At 64.4% G+C, this 16,729-nt stretch carries 18 protein-coding genes and 1 tRNA gene; 14 read left to right on the top strand and 5 right to left on the bottom strand.

What is annotated here, in order from left to right:
* A partial coding sequence (locus WBG82_RS10225) for a hypothetical protein (RefSeq protein WP_424424425.1) occupies nt 1–351 on the bottom strand: 351 nt, incomplete at its 3' end.
* A 283-nt stretch (nt 352–634) separates the two neighbouring features.
* Here WBG82_RS10225 and mnmA point away from each other — a divergent pair.
* From mnmA to WBG82_RS10195, 6 genes are all read left to right on the top strand, one after another.
* Nucleotides 635–1,834 carry a tRNA 2-thiouridine(34) synthase MnmA gene (gene mnmA, locus WBG82_RS10220; protein ID WP_424424424.1) on the top strand — a complete coding sequence of 400 codons (1,200 nt, stop codon included), beginning with the start codon at nt 635–637 and terminating at the stop codon, nt 1,832–1,834.
* 126 nt (nt 1,835–1,960) lie between these two features.
* Nucleotides 1,961–2,653, top strand: coding sequence for a class I SAM-dependent methyltransferase (locus WBG82_RS10215; RefSeq protein ID WP_424424423.1), 693 nt, complete (start codon nt 1,961–1,963; stop codon nt 2,651–2,653).
* 168 nt (nt 2,654–2,821) lie between these two features.
* Nucleotides 2,822–2,898, top strand: a tRNA-Met gene (locus tag WBG82_RS10210).
* 162 nt (nt 2,899–3,060) lie between these two features.
* The gene (locus WBG82_RS10205; protein WP_424424427.1) at nt 3,061–3,507 is read left to right on the top strand and encodes a GNAT family N-acetyltransferase; all 447 of its coding nucleotides are present in this window, start codon (nt 3,061–3,063) and stop codon (nt 3,505–3,507) included.
* Between the two features lie 167 nt (nt 3,508–3,674).
* On the top strand, nt 3,675–3,797 hold the full coding sequence (locus WBG82_RS10200; RefSeq protein WP_424424422.1) for a hypothetical protein: 123 nt from the start codon (nt 3,675–3,677) through the stop codon (nt 3,795–3,797).
* A gap of 115 nt (nt 3,798–3,912) precedes the next feature.
* Nucleotides 3,913–4,182 carry a hypothetical protein gene (locus WBG82_RS10195; protein ID WP_424424421.1) on the top strand — a complete coding sequence of 90 codons (270 nt, stop codon included), beginning with the start codon at nt 3,913–3,915 and terminating at the stop codon, nt 4,180–4,182.
* 9 nt (nt 4,183–4,191) lie between these two features.
* On the opposite strand, the gene WBG82_RS10190 is transcribed toward WBG82_RS10195, so the two are convergent.
* From WBG82_RS10190 to WBG82_RS10180, 3 genes are read right to left on the bottom strand one after another with little or no spacing between them, the layout of a single operon-like run.
* A complete protein-coding gene (locus WBG82_RS10190) occupies nt 4,192–4,863 on the bottom strand; it encodes a pseudouridine synthase (protein ID WP_424424420.1) in 672 nt (223 codons plus the stop codon).
* A 25-nt stretch (nt 4,864–4,888) separates the two neighbouring features.
* A complete protein-coding gene (locus WBG82_RS10185; protein WP_424424419.1) occupies nt 4,889–5,110 on the bottom strand; it encodes a SlyX family protein in 222 nt (73 codons plus the stop codon).
* Nucleotides 5,089–5,358, bottom strand: a complete 270-nt coding sequence (locus WBG82_RS10180; protein WP_324301603.1) for a GIY-YIG nuclease family protein — start codon at nt 5,356–5,358, stop codon at nt 5,089–5,091. The genes WBG82_RS10185 and WBG82_RS10180 overlap by 22 nt, the downstream gene beginning before the upstream one ends.
* A gap of 243 nt (nt 5,359–5,601) precedes the next feature.
* Here WBG82_RS10180 and WBG82_RS10175 point away from each other — a divergent pair, with 243 nt between their 5' ends.
* From WBG82_RS10175 to WBG82_RS10145, 7 genes are all read left to right on the top strand, one after another.
* Nucleotides 5,602–7,005 carry an aldehyde dehydrogenase family protein gene (locus WBG82_RS10175; RefSeq protein ID WP_424424418.1) on the top strand — a complete coding sequence of 468 codons (1,404 nt, stop codon included), beginning with the start codon at nt 5,602–5,604 and terminating at the stop codon, nt 7,003–7,005.
* Nucleotides 7,006–7,089: 84 nt separating this feature from the next.
* On the top strand, nt 7,090–8,193 hold the full coding sequence (locus tag WBG82_RS10170) for an NAD(P)-dependent alcohol dehydrogenase (RefSeq protein WP_424424417.1): 1,104 nt from the start codon (nt 7,090–7,092) through the stop codon (nt 8,191–8,193).
* An 85-nt stretch (nt 8,194–8,278) separates the two neighbouring features.
* On the top strand, nt 8,279–9,514 hold the full coding sequence (locus WBG82_RS10165; protein ID WP_424424416.1) for an acetyl-CoA C-acetyltransferase: 1,236 nt from the start codon (nt 8,279–8,281) through the stop codon (nt 9,512–9,514).
* Nucleotides 9,515–9,639: 125 nt separating this feature from the next.
* Nucleotides 9,640–10,806, top strand: a complete 1,167-nt coding sequence (locus WBG82_RS10160; protein ID WP_424424415.1) for an acyl-CoA dehydrogenase family protein — start codon at nt 9,640–9,642, stop codon at nt 10,804–10,806.
* A gap of 16 nt (nt 10,807–10,822) precedes the next feature.
* The gene (locus WBG82_RS10155; protein ID WP_424424414.1) at nt 10,823–11,278 is read left to right on the top strand and encodes a MaoC family dehydratase; all 456 of its coding nucleotides are present in this window, start codon (nt 10,823–10,825) and stop codon (nt 11,276–11,278) included.
* Nucleotides 11,279–11,480: 202 nt separating this feature from the next.
* Nucleotides 11,481–13,775, top strand: coding sequence for a TonB-dependent receptor (locus WBG82_RS10150; protein ID WP_424424413.1), 2,295 nt, complete (start codon nt 11,481–11,483; stop codon nt 13,773–13,775).
* An 85-nt stretch (nt 13,776–13,860) separates the two neighbouring features.
* Nucleotides 13,861–14,544: a Fe2+-dependent dioxygenase gene (locus tag WBG82_RS10145; protein ID WP_424424412.1), complete on the top strand. Its 684-nt coding sequence runs from the start codon at nt 13,861–13,863 to the stop codon at nt 14,542–14,544.
* Nucleotides 14,545–14,579: 35 nt separating this feature from the next.
* Here WBG82_RS10145 and WBG82_RS10140 read toward each other — a convergent pair whose 3' ends face one another.
* Nucleotides 14,580–15,725 carry a PepSY-associated TM helix domain-containing protein gene (locus tag WBG82_RS10140; protein ID WP_424424411.1) on the bottom strand — a complete coding sequence of 382 codons (1,146 nt, stop codon included), beginning with the start codon at nt 15,723–15,725 and terminating at the stop codon, nt 14,580–14,582.
* A gap of 112 nt (nt 15,726–15,837) precedes the next feature.
* On the opposite strand from WBG82_RS10140, the gene exbB reads away from it, so the two are divergent.
* On the top strand, nt 15,838–16,728 hold the full coding sequence (exbB, locus tag WBG82_RS10135; RefSeq protein WP_424424410.1) for a tonB-system energizer ExbB: 891 nt from the start codon (nt 15,838–15,840) through the stop codon (nt 16,726–16,728).
* The last annotated feature ends 1 nt before the right edge of the window (nt 16,729 follow it).

Genomic DNA, 16,729 nt, shown 5'->3' with positions numbered 1-16,729 from the left:
GTCCGGTTCCGTCGCGTCCGTCTGCGGGGCGGGCTGAGGGGCCGGGGCCTGCGCCATGGCTGCGAGCGGCGCGCCATCGGCGGACGGCGTGTCCGATTTCGTTTCGTTCGTCGAGGCGGAGGCGTCGTCGGACTTCTTCGCGCTGCGGCTGGCATCGCTGCGCTGGCGCTGATCGTCGCGGGCCGCCGATGCGCGTTCGGCCGGGCTTTCCGTGTTCCGGCGCGCATCGGCCAGATGGCGCTGGAAAGCGCCCGCATTGCCGGCGCCGGACGTGGCGGAGGCGGCGGGGGCGAGCATCGAGCCGGGATCGACCTGGCTCGAGCGGAAATTGACGGAAGATGACAGACCCATAGCGCGTGAAACCTCCGGGAGATTGACCCGCCAGAACGAAAGCAATTGGCGGGCCATGCCGGAGCGGCCGGAAGGCCAAGCAAATTCAATGGTTTGCCTATTGATATTTGGAGGCGTGCCCCGATATTCCTGCCGGGCGGGGCAAAAAATGCCGGGCATGCGGCGCCTTATCGCGCTTGCTGCCCGCGCGGCCTTGCCTATGATGCGAGCCTTCCCGCGGGCGTTGCGACCGGCTTCGATGGAAGCCCCGGCCGCCCTCGATTGCAAACCCAGAGACATGGTCATGCGTGCGAGTTTCGACGAGGCGACCGGCCTCAACAGTCTCGATCTTCCCGGGCGCCCGGAGGATACGCGGGTCGTCGTCGCCATGTCGGGCGGCGTCGATTCCTCGGTCACGGCCGCGCTCCTGAAAGAGCAGGGTTATGACGTCGTCGGCATCACCATGCAGCTTTACGATCACGGGCAGGCGGTGAAGCGGAAGGGCGCGTGCTGCGCGGGCCAGGACATTCACGATGCGCGCCGCGTCGCCGACCAGATCGGCATTCCCCATTACGTGCTCGACTATGAGGAGCGCTTCCGGCGCTCGGTGATGGAGGATTTCGCCTCCTCCTATGCGGCGGGCGAGACGCCGATCCCCTGCGTGCGCTGCAATGAGCGCGTGAAGTTCCGCGACCTTCTCGACACGGCGCGCGATCTCGGCGCGGCGGCGCTCGCCACCGGACACTACATCGCCAGCAGGCAGGGCACGCAGGGCCGCGAGCTTCACCGCCCCCGCGACGCGGATCGCGACCAGAGCTATTTTCTCTTCACGACGACGCGCGCCCAGCTCGATTTCCTGCGCTTTCCGCTCGGCGATCTGACGAAGCCGCAGACGCGCGCGATTGCCGAGCGCATGGGCCTCGCCGTCGCGGAGAAGCCCGACAGCCAGGACATCTGCTTCGTGCCCACGGGCCGCTATACGGGTGTCGTGGAGAGGCTGAAGCCCGGAGCCTCGGAGGAAGGCGACATCGTCGATCTCGAGGGGCGCGTGCTCGGCCGCCACAAGGGCATCATTCACTACACGATCGGCCAGCGCCGGGGCCTCGGGCTCGGCGCGAGCGAGCCGGATTCGCAGCCGCTTTTCGTCGTGAAGCTCGATGCGGCGCGGCGCGAGGTCGTGGTGGGGCCCAAGGCGGCGCTCGAGACGCATCGTCTCGTGCTGCGCGAGGTGAACTGGATCGGCGATGGCGCCTTCGAGGCATTGCCGGCCGAGGGACTTCGGATCATGGTGCGCGTGCGCTCGACATCGGCTGCCGTTCCGGCCCGTCTGCGGCCCATGGCCGGGGGTCGGGCGGAGGTCGAGTTCGAGGCGGGCGAGGACGGCGTCGCGCCGGGTCAGGCTTGCGTCTTTTATGACGGAAATGGCGGCAGCCGGGTTCTGGGCGGTGGTTTCATCGCCGAGGCGCATGGCCGGCCGCTCGCCCGGGCGGCGTCCGTCGCCTGAGCAGCAGACTGCGGCCGGAGTTTGACCGGGGTGGAAAATTTTCCCGGTCGGGCCGGAATAAAACGCTTGCGGGCGGACATGGGTGCTCGCAAATTGAGATTTGTCAGGCGAATGCGGGAGAATGAGTTGAACGGCATAGCGCGCATCGACGAACAGTCGGTTCTCAAGGCATATGCGCGCTGGGCGCCGGTCTATGACTGGTCGTTCGGCCCCATTGCCGATTTCGGGCGGAAAAGCGCGATCGACATCATTAACGGGCGCGAGGGATCGCTGCTCGAAGTGGGCGTTGGCACCGGCGTCGCCCTGCCGCGCTATGCGCCGCATCTCACCATCACAGGCATCGACCTCTCGCCCGACATGCTGCGCAAGGCGCGCTCGCGCGTGCGGGAGCGCAAGCTGCGCAACATCGCCGGCCTCTACGAAATGGACGCCTCGGAGCTTCGCTTCGACGATGCGGCCTTCGATACGGTCGTCGCCATGTATGTCATGACCGTGGTGCCGGACCCGGTGAAGGTGCTGGCCGAACTCGAGCGCGTCTGCAAGCCGGGCGGCGAGGTCATCATCGTCAATCACTTCGCGCAGGATCACGGCCTGCGGAGCGTGATCGAGCGCTGGATGACGCCGGCGGCCCGCGCGCTCGGCTGGCACCCCGATTTCCGGATCGAGACGATCACGCATATGACGAAGCTTGACCTCATCGAGACGCGGTCGCTGAAGCCGATGGGCCTCTTCACCATGCTGCGCTTCCGCAAGCCGCTGGAAGCCCGCGAGGCGCCGTCGCCCAAGGGCGCGGACAATCCGCCCTCCTGCTGCTGCTGAGGCGGGGTTCCGGCCTCGCGCAGGAGCAAATCTCACTTATTTTGCCGATGGTTGGGTCGGGCTGCTTGACAGGCTTTCGGCGCCGCCCTTATATCCCGGTCTCTTTCGAGGCGGGGCGCAAACAGCCCCCCGCTTCCTCGTCTTCCGGCCCTCGAGGCCCGGAACCGGGGCGGAGTAGCTCAGCTGGCTAGAGCAGCGGAATCATAATCCGCGTGTCGGGGGTTCGAGTCCCTCCTCCGCTACCATCCATCATTGATCTTCTTGTGACATTTGGCCTCGATCGCGGACCTTCTCGCGCGAAGAAGAAGCTCGTGGGCAGACGCTGCTCGCGAGGTCGAGTAACCTTCATTGATGCGTCGCGCCGCGGCGTGCTCCAACGGCCCCAGTCACGGCGACCAGGTATCGATATGCCTTTTTCTCTCCGCCGGCTTTCTTTGGATGAGATGGATCGCGTGGCCGTCATCCTCCGGACGGCCTTTGACGAGCGGCTTCCCTGGCTGGCGGGTCTTCATACGCCGGAAGAGGATCGGAATTTTTTCCGAGGTCATGTCTTCGCGCATTGCGAGGTATGGGGTGCAGTCGATGGCGACATCATTGGCTTTGTCGCGTTTCGTGAGGGCTGGATCGACCATCTCTATGTCCTGCCGGAGCAGCAAGGAAAAGGAGCTGGCGATGCGCTCCTGCAAGTCGCCAAGTCATCCCGGACGAGCCTTCAGCTTTGGACGTTCCGGAAGAACCTTGTCGCGCGGGCTTTCTACGAGAAGCGCGGTTTCGTTGCGGTCAGGGAGACAGACGGCAGCGACAATGAAGAGCATGAGCCAGACATTCTCTATAGATGGCAGATGATCGAGTGAAGCGGCGACCCGCGTAAAATCGCCTTTATGGCCGCGCTCTCACTCTCGCATCGAATTTTAACGCGCCCCGGGGCTAGCCTTTCTCCCGACAACAGGCCTCGCGCCTTCCGCGGGCATTCGGCCTTGCGATGCGGCGCGACTGGCAATTTCTGTGGTCGGGAACGATCATGTGCAGCAAGACAATCGGATGGATCCGCGGCGCCATGAGCGCCAGTTTCGCCTATGTCATCATGGCGCTGCTGCTTTTTCTCCTGGCGCTGATGATCGACATGTATCACGGGCGCGCATGACCGCCTGCGCCGGGCGGCACGGCTCTTGCCTCGCACCGGCACGAAACATTCGGCGCGGGGCGTTTTATCCCATTCCTGCGCCGAAACGGGTCATGTGTGTTGCAGGGTGGGACGGATGAAGATGTTTCCTTTCGGCCGCAAGGTTTCGCGCCGCTGGATAATGTTTGGAGGCGCGCTCGGGATCACGGGCGCGGCGCTTCTCTACGCCTTCGCCACCGCGACGCCGGCTCTTGCCTGCGCGCCGGGCGATTCAGGATCGGGCGGCGGAAGCTGGAACTGGAATTTCAACGGCAATTGGAACAGCAACTCGAACAGCAATTCCAATGGCAACTCCAATTCCAACAGCAACAGCAATTCGGTTTCGCTGCGTGTGAATGCCGGCTGACGCTGCCCGCTAGAACGGACATTCGACGGTGAATTTCATCGGCCGGCCATCGGCTGGATGCGCGAAGGCGAGCGTCTCGGCATGAAGCTGCAGGCGGTCGGCGGCGGCGAAGGCTTCGTCATGCGCATAGAAATTGTCGCCGAGGATCGGGTGGCCGAGGCTCAGCATGTGCACGCGCAACTGATGCGAGCGGCCCGTCGCCGGACGCAGGCGGAGCCGCGTCGCATGTCTCTCGCGCGCGATCACTTCCCAATCGGTCTGCGCCGATCTTCCGTTTTCGTGATCCACTCTCTGCCTCGGGCGATTCGGCCAGTCGCAGGCGATGGGAAGATCGACATGGCCGCTCTCGCCCTGGACCGAGCCCCAGACGCGGGCGATATAGGACTTCTCAGTCTTCCGCGTCTCGAATTGCAGGCTCAGATGCGCATGCGCCGTGCGATTGAGCCCCATCACGATGACGCCTGACGTGTCCTTGTCGAGACGGTGAACAATCATCGCGCCGGGAAAGGCATCTTGCGCGCGCGCCTCGAGGCAGTCGGCATGTTCGGCGGGCTTGCCCGGCACGCAGAGAAGGCCGCTCTGCTTTGCGAGCACGAGAATGTCGTCATCGCGATGGACGACGGCAAGCCATGGCTCCGTCGGCGGAGCGTAGTGGAAGGGACGAAGCGGCGCGCTTTCCATGCGGCGTATCAACAATGCGGCGGCATCAATAATGCGGGGGCGGGGGCTCGACGGGCTGGGGCCCCTGCGGCCGCTCCTCGATCGTCTGGAGGCGGAGGACGAGCGCCTTGAGGCTGCGGCCGAGCCTTTCGATCTCGGCGGATTGCGCCTGGATGGTTTCGTTCAGATCCTCGATCGCCTGATCCTGGTGGGCGATGTGCATCTCCAGCCTGTCGATGCGGTCGCTCAGGGCTTTGCTGTCTGACATGTGCTTTCAACGAGTTTGCGTTTGGCTTCTGGCGAGAGCTTCTTGATCGCGTGTTCCGCCTTCAGCGCCTCCGAGCGGCTGGGCCAGCGCTCGACGAAGAGGATGCGGAGCGGCGGAAAGCTGCGCGTGAACTTGGCGCCGCGCCCCTCCGCATGCGCTTTGTAGCGCGCGGAAACATCGACGGTGACGCCTGTATAGAGGCGGCCGCCCGCACATTCCAGCATGTAGAGGTACCAGGGCTTCGGCATCCGTTCCGGCCGGGGAATCTCCCCGTCTCGCGCGCTCGTGACTTGAACCGCGGAGCATAGCAGAGTTCCGCCGCCGGATCCTTCCGGCTGCCGCTACGTCAAATCGGAGCCTATGGCGGACCGCTCCGCCAGCCGCTAGATTTCCACGGGCAAGGGCGCTGCCCCGACAGGAAAACATGACCCGGCACGGGATCGAATAACTCCCGGAAGCCGCGCGCAGGACAAGCAGGCAGGAGACGCGAAATGACCGATTTCAAGCTGTTGATCGGCGGCAAGCTCGTCGCAGGCGATCAGACGATGGACGTCATCAACCCGGCGACGGAGGAAGTGCTGGCGAAGTGTCCGCGCGCCTCGAAGGCGCAGCTCGATCAGGCGGTGGCGGCTGCGAAGGCTGCCTTCCCGGCCTGGAGCGCGACGCCGATCGCCGAGCGCAAGAAGGCGCTCAACGCGATTGCCGACATCATCGAAAAGAACGCAGGCGAGCTTGCGCGTCTTCTCACGCAGGAACAGGGCAAGCCCATCGGCGATGCCACGGGCGAGGTTTATGGCACGGCCGCCTTCTTCCGCTATTTCACCGCGCTCGATCTGCCGGTGAAGGTGCTCGATGACAGCGAGGGCCGCCGCGTCGAGGCACACCGGAAGCCGCTCGGCGTCATTGGCGCCATCGTGCCGTGGAACTTCCCGCTCATTCTCATGGCCTTCAAGGTGCCGCCGGCGCTTCTCGCGGGCAACACCATTGTCATCAAGCCCGCGCCGACGACGCCGCTCACCACGCTGAAGCTCGGCGAGCTCATCCGCGACGTTCTTCCGGCGGGCGTTGTCAACGTCATCACCGATGCGAACGATCTCGGCGCGGCGCTCACCGCGCACCCCGATGTGCGCAAGATTTCCTTCACCGGCTCGACGGCAACAGGCGCCAAGGTGATGGCGGGTGCGGCGGCAATGCTGAAGCGAATCACGCTCGAGCTTGGCGGCAACGATGCCGGCATCGTTCTCGATGACGTGAACCCGAAAGAGGCGGCGCCGAAGCTCTTCCAGAGCGCCTTCCAGAATAACGGCCAGGTCTGCATCGCCATGAAGCGGCTCTATGTGCATGAGTCGATCTATGACGAGATGTGCGCGGAGCTGGCAAAGATCGCCGATGCCGCCATTGTCGGCGACGGCCTCAAGCAGGGCACGCAGCTCGGGCCGCTTCAGAACAGGATGCAGTTCGAGAAGGTGAAGGAGCTGATCGACGAGGCGCGCAAGGACGGCAAGGTGATCGCGGGCGGCACGCTGCCCGAGCAGTCCGGCTATTTCATCCGCCCGACCATCGTGCGCGACATCACCGACGGCGCGCGGCTCGTCGACGAGGAGCAGTTCGGCCCGGTGCTGCCGGTCATCAAGTATTCGGACCCGGAGGATGCCGTGGCGCGCGCCAATGCCTCGCCCTATGGGCTCGGCGGCTCGATCTGGTCGTCCAATCCCGATCGCGCCTATGCACTCGCCGACAAGATGGAATCGGGCACCGTCTGGGTGAACAAGCATGCCGAGCTTGCGCCGAACATTCCCTTCGGCGGCGCGAAGCAATCGGGCCTCGGCACAGAGCTTGGCGAGGAAGGGCTCGCGGAATTCACGCAGCTCAAGATCATCAACATCGCGCGTTGATTGCGGCGGCCGCTCCCGGCATCGGGGGCGGCCGTTCCTGCTTCATGAAATGAAGGCCGAAGGGCCTGCTCAGGGAGATGAGACATGCAAGTGACTGCCGCCGTCGCGCGCGCGGCCGATGCGCCTTTCACCATCGAGACGGTCGAACTGGAAGATCCGAGAGCGGATGAAATCCTCGTTCGCGTCGTCGGCGTGGGGCTCTGCCACACGGACCTCGTTTTCAAGGCGGCGGGCGTCATTGCGCTTCCGGCCGTCTTCGGGCATGAGGGTTCGGGCATCGTCGAGAAGGTCGGCGCGAACGTCACCAAGGTGAAGCAGGGCGACCGGGTGGCCATCACCTTCCGCTCCTGTGGCGCCTGCGACCGCTGCGAGAAGGGGCAGCCCGCCTATTGCCGCACCATGCCGATGCTCAACTATATCGGTATGCGGCCCGATGGTACGAAGGCCATTCAGGTGGGCGAGGAAAAGATCTCCAGCAACTTCTTCGGCCAATCCTCCCTCGCCACCCATTGCCTGACCTATGAGCGCAATGTCGTGAAGGTGCCGGAGGGCGTTCCGCTCGAACTCGTCGGCCCGCTCGGCTGCGGCGTGCAGACGGGCGCGGGCGGCATCATGCGCTCGCTCGCCTGCGAGGCAGGTTCGTCGGTTCTCATTCTCGGCGGCGGAGCGGTCGGCCTCAGCGCCGTCATGGGCGCGGTCGTGCAGGGCTGCAAGACGATCATCGTGCTCGAGCCGCATGAGGCGCGCCGCGCACTGGCGCTCGAACTCGGCGCCACCCATGCGATCGATCCTGCGGCCGCGCCCGATCTCGGCGCCGCCGTGCGAGCGATCCTGCCAAATGGCGTCGACTACGCCTTCGACACGACGGGCATTCCCGCCGTGCTGCAGGCGACGATGGCCTGCCTCGGCTCCCACGGCGTCTTCGGCATTGTCGGGGTCTGCCCGCCCGGCACGCCCGTTCCCGGCGATCTTTCGAGCGTCATCACCTATGGGCACACGATCAAGGGCATCATCGAAGGAGACAGCGATCCGGATGTCTTCATTCCCGAGATGATCGAGCTCTACCGGCAGGGGCGTTTGCCCTTCGACAAGCTCATCCGCACCTATCCGCTGAGCGAGATCAACCAGGCCATCGCCGACCAGCATCACGGCGACTGCGTCAAGGTCGTGCTCCTGACAGGGCAATGAAACCCGCGCCTGGCGCGGCGGAAGCCGCCCCGGCAGGCCACCATCAACACGCATCACAGACATTGGCAAACAGGGAATACACACGATGAAGGAAGCATGGATCATCGACGCGGCACGCACGCCGCGCGGCGTCGGCAAGATCGGCAAGGGCGCTCTCGCGGACGTTCACCCGCAGCGCATTCTCTCGACGGTGCTGAAGGCGCTGGGCGAGCGCAACAATCTCGACAGCGACGACATTGACGACGTCATCGCCGGTTGCGGCACGCAATCGGGCAAGCAGGGCGCCTGCATCGCCCGCATGGCGGCGCTCGATGCCGGCTGGAAGAACACGGCGCCGGGCTTCTCGCTCGACCGTTTCTGCGGCTCGGGCCTCACGGCGGTCAACCTCGCCGCCATGGGCATCATGTCCGGCATGCAGAACCTCGTCGTCGCGGGCGGCGTCGAATCCATGTCGCATGGCTCGACGCTTCCGCGCACCGGCGGCGCGACCATCGACAGCCACAATCTGCATCTGCGCGAGATCCATCCGCAGCCGCATCAGGGCATCTGCGCCGACCTCATCGCGACGCTCGAAGGCTTCAGCCGCGAGGAGACGGACAAGCTCGCGCTCGAAAGCCAGCGCCGCGCCGACAATGCGATCAGGAACGGCTATTTCGCGAAGAGCCTCATCCCCGTCTATCACGAGGACGGGCGCGTCGCGCTCGACCGCGAGGAGTTTCCGCGCCCCGAGACGACGCTCGAAGGGCTCGCCTCGCTGAAGCCCGCCTTCGCCGCCATGTATCAGGCGCCGCTCGATGAGGAGGGCCTCACCTACAAGAAGCTGGTGCAGAAGACCTATCCCGATATCGAGATCACCCACATCCACCATGCGGGCAATTCGTCCGGCGTGGTCGATGGCGCGGGCGCCGTCATCATTGCCTCGCCCGAATATGCCAAGGCGCATGGCCTCAAGCCGCGGGCGCGCATTCGCGCGGTCACGACGGCGGGCGACAGCCCCGAACTCATGCTCAACGCGCCCGTTCCCGCGGCGAAGAAGGCGCTGGAGATCGCGGGCATGACGCTCAAGGACATCGACCTCATCGAGATCAACGAGGCCTTCGCCGTCGTCCCGCTCAAATTCATGCGCGACCTCGACATCGACCCGGCCATCGTCAACGTGAATGGCGGCGCCATGGCGCTCGGCCATCCGATCGGTGCGACGGGCGCGATCATTCTCGGAACGCTGCTCGACGAGATGGAGCGCCGCGATCTCAATGTCGGGCTTGCGACGCTCTGCGCCGCGGGTGGCATGGCGCCGGCGACGATCATCGAGCGCATCTGATCCGCATCGCGGATTTTTGAGGCGGGGCCGTTCCCTCGGGAGCGGCCCTTGACGTTTCAGTGACCATAGCCAGGCTTGCGGCTTTCCCTTACCCTCGCCGCAAAAGCATTGCGGGAGGTTGTTTCATGGATTTTTCGCTCAGCGCCGATCAGCAGCAGATCCGCGATGCCATCTTCAGGCTCTGCGAGCCCTTTGATGACGAATACTGGCTGAAGCAGGACCGGAAAGGCGGCTTCCCGGAAGACTTCTATGCCGCCGTCGCCGCGCAGGGCTGGCTTGGGATCGCCATGCCGGAGGCCGTGGGCGGCGCGGGACTCGGCATCACCGAGGCCGCGCTCATGATGCAGGCGATCTCGGAATCGGGCGCGGGCCTCAGCGGCGCTTCCGCCGTTCATCTCAACATATTCGGCCTCAATCCCGTTGTCGTCTTCGGCACCGAGGAACAGAAGCAGCGCATGTTGCCGCCGCTCATCAGGGGTGAGGAGAAGGCTTGCTTTGCCGTTACCGAGCCCGATGCCGGATTGAACACGACAGGGCTCAAGACCTATGCCGAGCGCCGGGGCGACAAATATGTCGTCCGTGGGCAGAAGATATGGATCACGACGGCGCAGGTCGCAACGAAGATGCTGCTGCTCGCGCGCACAACGCCCTACGATCAGGTCAAGAAAAAGACCGATGGCCTCAGCCTTTTCTATACGGATTTCGACCGCACCAAGGTCGAGGTGCGCGAGATACCGAAGATGGGCCGTTCGTCGGTCGATTCGAACATGCTGTTCTTCGACGGCATGGAAATCCCTGTCGAGAACCGCGTCGGCGAGGAGGGGAAGGGCTTCCAGCTCATCCTGCACGGGCTCAATCCCGAGCGCGTGCTCATCGCCGCCGAGGCGGTCGGGCTTGGCCGCGCCGCGCTCCGCAAGGCGGCAGCCTATGCGCGCGAGCGCAATGTCTTCGGAAGGCCCATTGGCCAGAACCAGGGCATCCAGCATCCTCTGGCGAAATGCTGGGCGGAACTCGAGGCCGCCAATCTCATGGTGATGAAGGCTGCATCCCTCTACGACAAGGGCGAGGAATGCGGCGCGGAGGCCAACGCGGCGAAATATCTCGCGGCGGAAGCGGCCTATCATGCCTGCGAGACGGCGATCCTCACTCATGGCGGCATGGGCTACGCCAAGGAATATCATGTCGAGCGCTACATGCGCGAAAGCTGGATTCCGCGCATCGCGCCGGTGAGCCGGGAACTGATTTTGAGCTTCATTGCCGAGAAGGTTCTCGGGCAACCCAAATCCTATTGAGATCGAGGAGAGAGAAATGGCGGGTCTTTGGTTCGAGGAATTCGAGGTCGGGCAGATCATCGAGCATGCGATCACGCGCTCGGTGACGGAGGCGGACAACATCCTCTTTTCCACCATGACGATGAACCCGCAGCCGCTGCATATAGACTTCGACTTCGCGTCCAAGACGGAATTCGGCAAGCCGCTGGTGAACAGCCTGTTCACGCTGGGGCTGATGATCGGCATTTCGGTGCATGAGACGACGCTCGGCACCACGGTCGCCAATCTCGGCATGAGCGATGTGCGCTTCCCCAAGCCCGTCTTTCATGGCGACACGCTGCGCGTGACGACGACGGTCGAGGGCAAGCGCGAAAGCTCGTCGCGCCCGACGGCTGGCATCGTCGAGTTCACGCATCGCGCCTTCAACCAGCGCGGCGAAGAGGTCGCGATCTGCAAGCGCTCGGCGCTCATGCACAAGCGGCCGGCGAAATAGCGCCTGCCCCGGCCGCGGCCGCTGCGGGCGGCAGCCCCCTCATCGAGATTAGAAGCTCCCGGTTCCTGCTTGCCTGCCCCCAAGGCGGGTAGCGGGGGCGGCTCAACTTTTTGCGAATAGTTCGCAAAAAAGCCTTGAACGCCTGCCTGAAATCGCTAATAAGAACGATTATTAATAGCAGCTGGTCAGGGGGACCTACCAAGTGATCGAGCAAGACCTCGCCGGGAACCGCACCCGCGCCACAACTTCACGCTGCCTTTTCGCCACCACGGCGATCGGTCTTTTCATCGGCATCACGCCGCTCCATGCCGCGGAAGCGGGCACCGAGGCCGCTCCCGCTGTCGCGCAGGAGGATGGCGCGGCTGCCGAGCTGCCGGCGATCTCCGTCGAGGGGGAGAGCGGCGATGAATACAAGGTCGATACCGCCTCATCGCCCAAATTCACCGCGCCGCTTCTCGATACGCCGAAATCCGTGACCGTCGTTCCGGAGGCCGTCATCCGGGAGACGGGCGCGACGACGCTCACCGATGCGTTGAGGACGACGCCCGGCATCACGCTCGGCATGGGCGAAGGCGGCGTGCCCTTTGGCGACCGCTTCATGATCCGCGGCTTCAATGCCGAGAGCGACACTTTCGTCGACGGCATTCGCGATCCGGGTTCGCAGACGCGCGAGATCTTCGATCTGGAAGAAGTCGATGTGGTGAAGGGGCCGGGCTCGGCCTTCACGGGCGCAGGCTCGACCGGCGGCAGCATCAATCTCGTCACCAAGGCGCCGAAGGGCGAGAATTTCGCGGCCGGAAGCGTCGTCCTCGGAACCGATCATACGAGGCGCGTGACGGGCGACGTGAACTACGTGATCGACGACAGCGTGGCGCTCAGGCTCAACGCCATGTATCACGACGCGGATGTGGCGGGACGCGATGCCATCTTCATCAACCGCTGGGGTTTCGCGCCTTCGATCGTGTTCGGCCGCAAGGGGCCGACGCGCGTCACGCTCGACTACTATCATCTCCAGACGGACGATCTGCCCGATTACGGCATTCCCTATAACAAGGTCTATACGGGTGCGCCGGGCTGCACGCCGACCACAACCACCTGTTACGACTACACGGGCGCGCCGGCGGATGTCGACCGCGACAATTTCTATGGTCTCGTCAACCGCGACTTCCGCAAGACGCAGGCCGATATCGGCACGGTGCGGATCGAGCATTATTTCAGCGACGATCTCACGATCCGCAATACGACGCGCTACAGCGTCACGTCCAACGACTATGTCGTGACCAATCCCGACGACAACAACAACAACGTCGCCTGGGGCATGGTCTGGCGCAACACCAAGAGCCGCAATTCGCAGACGCAGAACCTGACGAACCAGACCGACCTCACGGGCCGGTTCGCAACGGGCTTCATCGGCCATGAATTCGCGACGGGTGTCGAGTTCAGCCATTACGAAACCACGAACAGGCCCTATACGGTCACGACAGGCGCGACGGTGACGGGGCCGCGCTGCCTCGATTACGGGCTCGGCGCACCCTATAACTGCACCGACCTCCAAAACCCCAATCCCTACGATCCCTGGGCCGGAACGATCGCGTCATCCGCTACGCTCACCACGACGAAGACGACGACGCAGTCGATCTATGCACTCGATACGCTGACGCTCACGCCGCAATGGCTTCTCAATCTCGGCCTGCGTTACGACCACTACAACGTCAAGCAGACGACGAGCCCCGTCTCGGTCAATGATGGCGAGAACGATTCCGGCTTCCTCAACTATCAGGCGGGCGTCGTCTACAAGCCGGTTGCCAATGGCAGCATCTACATCTCCTATGCGACATCGTCCAATCCATCGGGCGAAACGGGCGGCGATGGCGGCAGCAATCTCATCGCTACCAATATCAATCTCGATCCGGAGGAGAATGTCAGCTACGAGATCGGAACCAAGTGGGATGTGCTGAAGGAGAAGCTGTCGCTCACCGCGGCAATCTTCCGCACCGAGAAGACCAATGCGCGCGTGTCCCTGCCGGACGGTTCGCTCCAGCTAGTCGGCGAGCAGCGCGTCAACGGCTTCGAGCTTGGAATTTCGGGGCAGATCACCGAGAAATGGCGTGCCTTCGGCGGTTACACATTCCTCGATGCGACCATCGTCGATGACGGCACCTGCGCGACCTGCGTCAATGATGGCAATCGCTTCCCGAACGTGCCCCGGAGTAGCATCAGCCTGTGGACGGCTTATGACGTGACGGAGGATGTGACGGTCGGCGGCGGCGCGCAATATGTGTCGAAGGTCTATGGCAACGAGGCCAACACGCTTTATGTGCCTGCATATTGGCGCTTCGACGCGATGGCGGCCTACAAGCTCACGTCGAATGTGGACCTTCAGCTCAATGTCCTCAATATCTTCGACAAGCGCTATTTCGACCGGGCCTACAGAAACCATATGGCAACGGTGGCGCCGGGGCGCTCAGCCTTGCTGACGACGAATATCCGGTTCTGATCGCCGATCCGGACCGCGTAAGGAACCGCCCCGCCCATGCAATATGGGCGGGGCTTCGCCTTGAGAGCAGGACGGAGACGGAACGATGATGCTGCGCATAGAGAACATTCTGACCAAGGAGGAGGTCCGGCAGTTCCGCGAACTCATGGACAAGGCGGAATGGGTGGATGGAAATGCGACGGCCGGCACGCAATCCTCGCTCGCCAAGCGCAACATGCAATTGCCGGAAGCATCTCCCCTCGCGCGCCAGCTTGGCGATGCCATCCTCGAGGCGCTGACGCGCAACAACACCTTTCTTTCCGCCGCGCTGCCGGCCAAGATCTTCCCGCCGCTCTTCAATCGCTATGAGGGCGGGCAGGGCTTCGGCAATCATGTCGACAATTCGATCCGGCAGATCAGGGGCACGGCGCACCGCATCCGCACCGATCTTTCCATGACGCTCTTTCTCAGCGAGCCGGAAGACTATGACGGCGGCGAACTCGTCGTCGAAGATACCTATGGCACGCATGTGGTGAAGCTGCCGGCGGGCGATATGGTGCTCTATCCCTCGACGAGCCTCCATCGCGTGACGCCGGTCACGCGGGGGGCCCGCGTCGCCTCCTTCTTCTGGCTACAGAGCATGGTGCGCGACGAGGGCGAACGCACGCTCCTCTTTCAGCTCGACAATTCGATCCAGAAGCTTGCCGCCGAGCGCGGCCTCAAGGATGAGGCCGTGATCGAACTCACTGGCGTCTATCACAATCTCCTGCGCCGCTGGGCCGAAGCCTGAGACACGGCGCGACGGCCCGGCGCCGCGGCCCGGCCTCAGGAAGCCGGGACCTCGGCGAGTTTGCGTTCGAGCTCGCTCGCCTGCTTGCGGCGGCGCAGCCACATGAGCGTTCCTGTCACGGCGAGGACCGCAGGCAGAATGCCGCCCGCGAAGATCACCGCCTGCCAGGCGAGCCCCATTTCCGTGCCGTCGTGAAGCTGGCGCATGAGGCGGCTGAACCTGTCGCCGCTTGCCGCGCTCGCGCCAGGGCGTGCATTGCCGCCTCGCAGCTCGCCGCTCCTGTCATCGAACGTGACGGTGCGCGTCTCGCCGCCAAGCGCCAGTTGCACCCGCCATGCCGGATTGGGGCCGGAGGGGAAGATCAGTGCCGAAAGGCGCGCATCGGGCATCGCGGCGAGCGCGGCGCCGATCACCTCCTCGGGCGTGCGGGTGACGGGGGCGGGGAGGGCGCCGGGCCCGCCGGGTCCGCGCTGGGGCTGCGGGCTCACCTCGGCAAAGAGGCCGACGACGGACCGCGCGGTCTGCGGAAAGGAGATATAGGCGCCGGTGAAGGAGAGAATGGCGAGCGGCAGCGAAATCCAGAAACCCAGCGTGTAGTGGAGATTGCCGTTGGTGGTCGGTTGCCGCCGCCAGCGCAGCGCCTTGAGAAGGGTGCCGTTTCGCGGCCACCAGAGATAGAGGCCGGTGAGCGACGAGATGAGCATGGCGACGCCGAGCCAGCCGACGATCTGGCGGCCCTTGCCCGGTATCATCAGGCTGCCATGCAGGCGGTGCATCAGCGTCATGAAGGAGCCCCCCTGATCGGCGACATCGAGGATGCTCGCCGTGGGCGGATCGAGATAGACGGTCATCGTCAGCGGCAGGCCGCCTTCCGGGTTGGCGCCGCGCGCCGTAACGGTCACGGGGTTCCCGGGCTCGCCGGGCAGCCGCAGCGCGGTGGGCTTGAGTCCGGCCGGAAGGGCGGCCCTGGCGGCATCGAGATAGGCGGAGGGCTGCATATCGGCCGGGCCCGCGGACACGGCATGGCGGGCGGGATGGGCGAGCCTTTCGATGTCGTCGTGCCAGACGAGGATGCTTCCCGTCAGGCCCAGCAGAATCAGCGGAAGACCCAATCCGACGCCGATCCAGAGGTGAAGACTGCGCCAGAAATGCCTGAGATTGCGTCGATCGGGTGTGACCATTGGACTCTTGCCGGATAAGCCAAAACGTGGCAAAAGCTATCGCCAATGTTACTGATAATCAATCGCAATAGCGACGGCCCTTCATCCTGCCGCCGCGGGACGGAGAAAGACCTTGGTTTCCCCTTTTCTGAAACGTTATCGGGCAACGGGCTTCTGGTCGGCGGCACTCGGGCCCGCATTCTTCGCATTGCCGGCGCTCGCTGAAGGCATCGAAGCCGCGCCCGCGCAGGAAATGGTCCCCGGGGCCGCAGCGGCCGTTCCGGCGGATAGGCCGCTCGGCGTCCTGCCGGCCGACCTTTCGCCATGGTCGATGTTTCTCAATGCCGACAGCGTGGTGAAGGCCGTTCTCATCGGGCTCGTCATCGCCTCGATCCTTACCTGGACGGTATGGCTGGCGAAGTCGATCGAGCTTGCGAGTGCGCGCAGGCGCATGCGCGGGGCGCTCGCGTCGCTGCGCAATATTGCCGGCCTTTCGGAAGCGTCCGCCGCGCTTCAGCGCACGGATGGCGAGATGCAGGCTCTCGTTCAGGCGGCCGAGGTGGAGATTCGCCTCTCGGCGGATGTGTCGGCGACCGACAAGGACGGCATCAAGGAGCGCGTCGTCTCGCGCCTCGAGCGCATCGAGGCGGCGGCCGGGCGGCGCATGTCGGCGGGAACCGGCATCCTCGCCACCATCGGCGCGACGGCGCCCTTTGTCGGCCTTTTCGGCACGGTCTGGGGCATCATGAACAGCTTCATCGGCATTTCGCAGTCGCAGACCACCAATCTCGCCGTGGTCGCGCCGGGCATCGCCGAGGCGCTGCTCGCCACCGCCATCGGCCTCGTTGCCGCCATTCCGGCCGTCATCATCTACAACATGTTCGCCCGTTCGATCGCGGGCTACAGGGCGCTTGTCGGCGATGGCGCGGCGGAAGTGCTGCGTCTCGTCTCGCGCGAACTCGATCGCCAGGACAGGCAGGACAGGGGCGAGACGGTGAAGCTCGTCAGCAAGGCCGCGGACTAGA

Source organism: Parvibaculum sp., from assembly GCF_049671045.1.
Classification (GTDB): Bacteria; Pseudomonadota; Alphaproteobacteria; order Parvibaculales; family Parvibaculaceae; genus Parvibaculum.
The sequence above is the reverse complement of the archived record's forward strand: the minus strand, read 5'-3'. Positions and strand labels throughout refer to the sequence as shown.

Coding starts and splice junctions, on each gene's coding strand:
- mnmA (WP_424424424.1), top strand. CDS start 635: ATGCGTGCGAGTTTCGACGAGGCGACCGGCCTCAACAGTCTCGATCTT.
- WBG82_RS10205 (WP_424424427.1), top strand. CDS start 3,061: ATGCCTTTTTCTCTCCGCCGGCTTTCTTTGGATGAGATGGATCGCGTG.
- WBG82_RS10200 (WP_424424422.1), top strand. CDS start 3,675: ATGTGCAGCAAGACAATCGGATGGATCCGCGGCGCCATGAGCGCCAGT.
- WBG82_RS10195 (WP_424424421.1), top strand. CDS start 3,913: ATGAAGATGTTTCCTTTCGGCCGCAAGGTTTCGCGCCGCTGGATAATG.
- WBG82_RS10190 (WP_424424420.1), bottom strand. CDS start 4,863: ATGGAAAGCGCGCCGCTTCGTCCCTTCCACTACGCTCCGCCGACGGAG.
- WBG82_RS10185 (WP_424424419.1), bottom strand. CDS start 5,110: ATGTCAGACAGCAAAGCCCTGAGCGACCGCATCGACAGGCTGGAGATG.
- WBG82_RS10180 (WP_324301603.1), bottom strand. CDS start 5,358: ATGCCGAAGCCCTGGTACCTCTACATGCTGGAATGTGCGGGCGGCCGC.
- WBG82_RS10175 (WP_424424418.1), top strand. CDS start 5,602: ATGACCGATTTCAAGCTGTTGATCGGCGGCAAGCTCGTCGCAGGCGAT.
- WBG82_RS10170 (WP_424424417.1), top strand. CDS start 7,090: ATGCAAGTGACTGCCGCCGTCGCGCGCGCGGCCGATGCGCCTTTCACC.
- WBG82_RS10165 (WP_424424416.1), top strand. CDS start 8,279: ATGAAGGAAGCATGGATCATCGACGCGGCACGCACGCCGCGCGGCGTC.
- WBG82_RS10160 (WP_424424415.1), top strand. CDS start 9,640: ATGGATTTTTCGCTCAGCGCCGATCAGCAGCAGATCCGCGATGCCATC.
- WBG82_RS10155 (WP_424424414.1), top strand. CDS start 10,823: ATGGCGGGTCTTTGGTTCGAGGAATTCGAGGTCGGGCAGATCATCGAG.
- WBG82_RS10145 (WP_424424412.1), top strand. CDS start 13,861: ATGATGCTGCGCATAGAGAACATTCTGACCAAGGAGGAGGTCCGGCAG.
- WBG82_RS10140 (WP_424424411.1), bottom strand. CDS start 15,725: ATGGTCACACCCGATCGACGCAATCTCAGGCATTTCTGGCGCAGTCTT.